The following is a 5591-nucleotide window of genomic DNA, read 5'->3' on the forward strand; positions in this document are numbered from 1 at the left end:
CGTTTTGTTCGTCAGCAGCAGAGAGATGAGATTATGCGGTGTTTTGCGATGCTCGTCAACCCCTGTGTTACTTCGTTTGCCCCGCCGCTTGTTTTTGTTGCGCTACCTCGCTGCGGGGACCAGAACTATAGCAAACGCGCCGCTCCTCCGCAAGGACCAGCGTTGCATCGGAGCGACCTAATCGTTGAGTACGTGGACGCTGTAACGTGGATCGTGGTGGATCGCGGCCTCGGTGAACGGTAGTGCCGGCCACTGCTTCTGGGAAAACAGCGGTACCTGGTCCGCGTACCAGGGCGACTGCGGATCAACCGACTGGCCGTAGACCAGCATCGCCCGAGCGACCGGGCCATCCTCGTCGAAAGTGACTGCCTGCACATAACTCGTGCCCCACGCGATGTTGTGGTAGCCCGACGCATCCAGCTGGCTTGCCATGTGGATTGAATTGTACGAGCCGTCGATGTCGCCGATCGCACCATGCACCGCAACCCTGGCGCCGTTGCGGGTATCCTCCTGGTACTGGCCCAGCGGGGCGTCGAGCGGAATGCCGAGCCCCTGCAGTTTTTGCGCGGCTTGCTTGAGCGCGCCCAGCATCGCCGGCATCGCCTGGCTCGCCACCCCGCTTGGGGTGTTCACCGGATCGGCGGGATCGAACGGCACTGCCCACTTACCTGGAATTGCACTCGCACTGTTCCAGAACTCGCGGAAAAGCACCGCGCCACGGCTGGCAAGCTCTGCTCGGCGATCCCATGCCGACAGCGCCTTGCAGGCTGCCAGAATCGTGCGATCACGACTGTCCTTGCACGTGGGGAGCAACTGGGGCAGGACCAGTTCGGCGGCATGTACCCGGTTCGCGAACGCCAGCCGTTGCACGTCCTCGAGGCCGAGCGGCTTGTGCTTGCGCAGCTCCTCCTCCAGCTGCCGGAAACCAATGCGTGTGCGGAGCTTTTGTTCGATCCCGGTCTTGCCGTACAAGGGAGAAAAACCAAGGGGCGCCGGTCCCGCCAACAGGGCACGCGCGTTCGTCAACCAATAGCTGTCGTTCGAGTTGGCCACATAGTCGGTTCGAATCATCCAGGGCGCGTTCTGCGGCGCGAAGATCCCGTCAAGGCCGCCGGGATCCTTGCCCCAGCCACAGGCGCTGCGCGCGCCATCGAAGGTCAGCAGCTGCGGAACCAGCAGGCAGTCGGAAGCGAACTTGTCCGTGCCAACCCTCGGCACCACACTGGCGTCGGCATACAGCGTTTCGCCAAAGCGGTCGGCGGCAATGGTGTTCACCCAGGGCAGCCCGACCGTCCTGTCGAGCGCGGCCTTCAACTCGTGCACGTTGCGCGCCGTGCCAATTCCGATCCATTGGTCCAACAAGCGCGTGTTGTTTCGGTTGGGATCGGCGAGCACGGTCACGGAAGTGCTCGTCCATCCCAGCCCGGCCTCGGGCTTGACGAGCACGACGCCCTGCTTGCTGAAGTAGAAGGTCTTGCTGCGCGAGGTGCGCGTGCCATCCGGCTGCAGGCTGTCCACCTTGACGGTGCGCGAGGTCATTTTCATCGGCTTGCCATCGAACAGGTAGGTCGTGTGCGTCGGATCTGCCGGATCGAGTTGCAGCCGGAAGGTGGTGAAGTGAACGGCGGTCGTCACCGTATGCGTCCACGCGACGTCGCGGTTAAAGCCAATCACCACCAGCGGAATGCCGCCCAGGATCACACCCATCGCGTCGTAACGGCCTGGCACGGTCAAGTGCGCCTGGTAAAACCGGTCGGTGCTAGTCCATGGGTAGTGCGGATTTCCGAGAAGGACACCACGTCCGTTCGCGGTGACCTCCTTCCCGAGCGCAAGCGCGTTGCTGCCGAGCTTGCCGCCGGTCAGCTCATCAAGCCGTTCCTGCATGAAATCCCGCTCGTGCGCGATGCTCGTCACGGCGACCGGCGTCACCGCCTTGCCCGTTTCGACGGCACCGGCCACGATTTCGGCCGCAAATACTTCGCCGGACGCATGCAGCGCTTTCTCGGCCAACACCAGGTACATGTCCTGCGCGGTGATCGGCCGCACCCAAGGCACGTTGTTGCACGCGGCGGGATAATGCCCCGCCCGGTCTTTCAGGTAGCGGTTGTACCCCGCGGCATATCCTTCGAGGAAATCGCGCGACTCGACCGAGGCGGCCGCATAGCCGGCGGCAAGCTCCGCCGGATCGAGGTAGCCCTTGAAAAAGAAATCGCTATCTTCGTTCTTCAGGTCGACAAAATCGCTCGCCGCGCCGTATTCGTCCTTGACGCGCTTGGTCGCGTGCGCGTCCGGTCCGAAGAACTGCGAGCGCTCGCCACGCACGGTCAGCAAGGAATCGGCGAACATGCACAGGTTATCCTCCGCGTAGGCGTAGGCGATGCCGTAACCAAGCCCGCGGAAGTCCTGCGCGCGCACGTGGACGACCCCGTGCGAGGTGCGAGCGAGCTCGGCATGCGCCGGCTGCGGCGCCGGCACCGTCGCACTGCCCTCGGCTTCGGGAGAGCAGGCAGCCAATGCCATGGCGGCCAGGATGAGAAATGGGCGGGCAAGCGAAGCGCTGCGCGCGGCAAGTGCGGGCGGGCAAATGATCACGAGGACTCCTTGCGTCGGTGAACTGGAGGGGATGTCGGGGCAACGATCACGCGATCATGCGCTTGGCAGGCCCATCCGTTGTTGACAGCGCTCAACGGCCATGGGGTGCGCACTTCCAACCGTGCGGTATTGATGGCCCTGCCATTTTTGCGTACTGTGACCGCATGGAGAAACAACAATCGGAGCACGACAAACTCAATACGGAGATGCGCAACATAATCGAAGAGGCGCGCGTCATCCTGCCCGGCGTGCAAGCCCTCTTCGGGTTCCAGACTATCGCCGTGTTCAATGCGCGCTTTACCGATCTCGCCACCTACGCCAAGGCCTGCCATGTGCTGGGGCTGGCGATGGTCGTGGTGACGATCGCGATGATCATGACCCCGGCCATTTATTACCGGGCTTGCGCTGGCGAGGCCACGCCTCACATGGCCAAGGTGTCATCGATCATGATACGCGGCGGCCTCGTCCCACTTGCACTCGGGCTATCGCTCGACATGTTCACGGTGCTGTTTGTCGTGAGCGAAAACCCCTGGCTCAGCGTGGTTGCCGGGGCTGCTGCGTTGCTGCTGTTTGCGGCGCTACCTGTTTCCCGTGCACGGACGGCATCGTTACCAGCCGCGCAATCCCGGCGTCTGATGCGTTTACGTTTTGAAACGCTGTGTGTGAGCCGTCGAACAGATGGGGCTGCCGGCAGCGGGATAAAGTCCGGTTGAGTTCATTCTTTTTGTGAACTGGGCAGCACTGGCCGGTCTGGCGCCTGACATCGGGGGAGCGTCGGGATCGCATGTGTACGCCCAGCCAACCATGCGCTTGCGGCAACGCCGCCAACGTGTGATGGCTCGTTCCGGCATCAGGCTGGAACGAAAAAAGCCCCGACAGTTTGCCGGGGCTTTTTCTTTGCGCTGTTCGTGGGGCTCAGGCGGCGCTCGACGCCGGGCCGGCTTCGCCAACGCTGGCGATGTGGCGGTTCACCGCGGACAGCACCGCCTTGAACGATGCCGTCACGATATTGCTGTCGATGCCGGCACCGAACAGCGTCGGTCCGTTGTCGACGCGCAGTTCCACGTAGCATGCGGCACGTGCGTTCGCCCCGGAACCGATGGCGTGCTCGTGGTAGTCCATCAGGCGGATGTCCAGGCCCAGCGCCGACACGAACGCGTCGATGGGGCCGTTGCCGATCCCGTGCAAGGCCTGCGCGGCCTGGTGGCGGCTGACCGTCACGTCAACGCGCACGGCGTGATTGCTGCCGCTGGTATCGGCCATCTGGTGCGCCACATAGCGGTACGGCGCCCTCGCCTCCAGGTATTCGCGCTCGAACAGCGCGTAAATATCGTTGGCCGCAATCTCGCGCCCGCTCGCATCGGCCACCTTCTGCACTGCGCGCGAGAACTCGATCTGCAGCCGGCGCGGCAGCACCAGTCCGTATTCCTGTTCAAGCAAGTAGGCCATCCCGCCTTTGCCGGACTGGCTGTTGACGCGAATGACGGCATCGTAGCTGCGGCCCAGGTCGGCAGGGTCGATCGGCAGGTAGGGCACTTCCCAGATCGCGTCCGCCTGTTGCTGTGCGAAGCCTTTCTTGATCGCATCCTGGTGCGATCCGGAGAACGCGGTGAAGACCAGGTCGCCGGCGTACGGGTGACGCGGATGGACCGGCAGCTGGTTGCATTCCTCCACCAGCTGGCGGACCGCATCGATGTCCGAAAAATCCAGGCCCGGGTGGACGCCCTGGGTGTAAAGATTCAAGGCCAGGGTCACGAGGTCGACGTTGCCGGTGCGCTCGCCATTGCCGAACAGGCAGCCCTCGACACGGTCGGCGCCAGCCATGACGGCCAGCTCGGCTGCCGCCACGGCCGTGCCGCGGTCGTTGTGCGGGTGTACGCTGATCACCAGCGCATCGCGACGCTCGAGGTTGCGGCACATCCACTCGATCTGGTCCGCGTAGACATTGGGGGTGCTGGCCTCGACCGTGGAAGGCAGGTTGACGATCATCGGCTTTTCCGGCGTCGGCTGCCACACGGCGCTGACCGCGTCGACGATCTGTTTTGAGAAATCCAGCTCGGTGGTCGAGAAGGACTCCGGCGAGTATTCCAGGCGCCAGTCGGTTTCGGGATGGGCAGCAACCAACTGCTTGACCAGGCTGGTGGCGCTGACAGCGATCTGCACGATCTCGTCGCGTTCCATTCCGAACACAACACGGCGGAACACTGGCGCAACCGAGTTATAGATGTGCACGCAGGCCCGCTTGGCGCCAGCCACGGACTCGACGGTGCGGCGGATCAGCTCATCGCGCGCCTGGGTCAGCACGATGATCGTCACATCGTCCGGAATGCGCCCGCTGTCGACCAGCCCGCGCACGAAGTCGAAATCGGTCTGCGATGCCGACGGAAAACCGACTTCGATCTCCTTCACGCCGATCTTGACCAGCAGTTCGAAGAAGCGCAGCTTCTTCTCCACACTCATCGGTTCGATCAGCGCCTGGTTACCGTCGCGCAGGTCGGTGCTCATCCAGATCGGCGGGCGGGTGATGGTCCGGTTCGGCCACTGGCGATCGGTCAGTTGGACGGGGGCGAAGGCACGGTATTTGGTTGCGGGATTGTTCAACATTTGTTCGGGGACTCCTGAAAGCGGTCAAAGCCTGATGGCACGGGGGTGGCGGCGGGCTGCCGGACGGGCCACGGAACGCTAGGCCCGGCAACCGATCGGTAGCTTTAGCAGGAGGCGAAACTGCGCGCGTGCGCCAGCGGCCAGGTACAACCGGGCGGGAGCGAACGAGGGAATAGAACGGGTGACAGACATCGGTACGACTTTCCTGGAACTGCTTGCTAAGCCGGCGGGAGCCGGACGGGTTACGCGGCGCTTAGGCGCGTAGTAGCAGGCCTGCCGGCGATAGGGCGCCGGTCAGCGATAGGAAGGTCGACAGATGCTGTTGATGGGACATGGATTGACTGTACGGCGAATTGCGCCTTCGTGTCAAGCCATCGGGATGCGAATCGGAACGA

General features: G+C 63.4%; 3 protein-coding genes. 1 reads left to right on the plus strand and 2 read right to left on the minus strand.

What is annotated here, in order from left to right; all coding sequences use genetic code 11:
- Positions 1 to 177: 177 nt before the first annotated feature.
- Positions 178 to 2592 (minus strand): penicillin acylase family protein, encoded by a 2415-nt coding sequence (locus NX774_RS23195; RefSeq protein ID WP_258824669.1) that lies wholly within the window; start codon positions 2590 to 2592, stop codon positions 178 to 180.
- Positions 2593 to 2756: 164 nt separating this feature from the next.
- Here NX774_RS23195 and NX774_RS23200 point away from each other — a divergent pair, with 164 nt between their 5' ends.
- Positions 2757 to 3305 (plus strand): DUF6328 family protein, encoded by a 549-nt coding sequence (locus NX774_RS23200; RefSeq protein ID WP_258824670.1) that lies wholly within the window; start codon positions 2757 to 2759, stop codon positions 3303 to 3305.
- A 202-nt stretch (positions 3306 to 3507) separates the two neighbouring features.
- Here NX774_RS23200 and leuA read toward each other — a convergent pair whose 3' ends face one another.
- Positions 3508 to 5196 carry a 2-isopropylmalate synthase gene (gene leuA, locus NX774_RS23205; protein WP_258824671.1) on the minus strand — a complete coding sequence of 563 codons (1689 nt, stop codon included), beginning with the start codon at positions 5194 to 5196 and terminating at the stop codon, positions 3508 to 3510.
- Between the last annotated feature and the right edge of the window lie 395 nt (positions 5197 to 5591).

Origin of the sequence: Massilia agilis, assembly GCF_024756255.1 — a bacterium.
In the GTDB taxonomy this organism is placed as follows: domain Bacteria; phylum Pseudomonadota; class Gammaproteobacteria; order Burkholderiales; family Burkholderiaceae_D; genus Telluria; species Telluria agilis.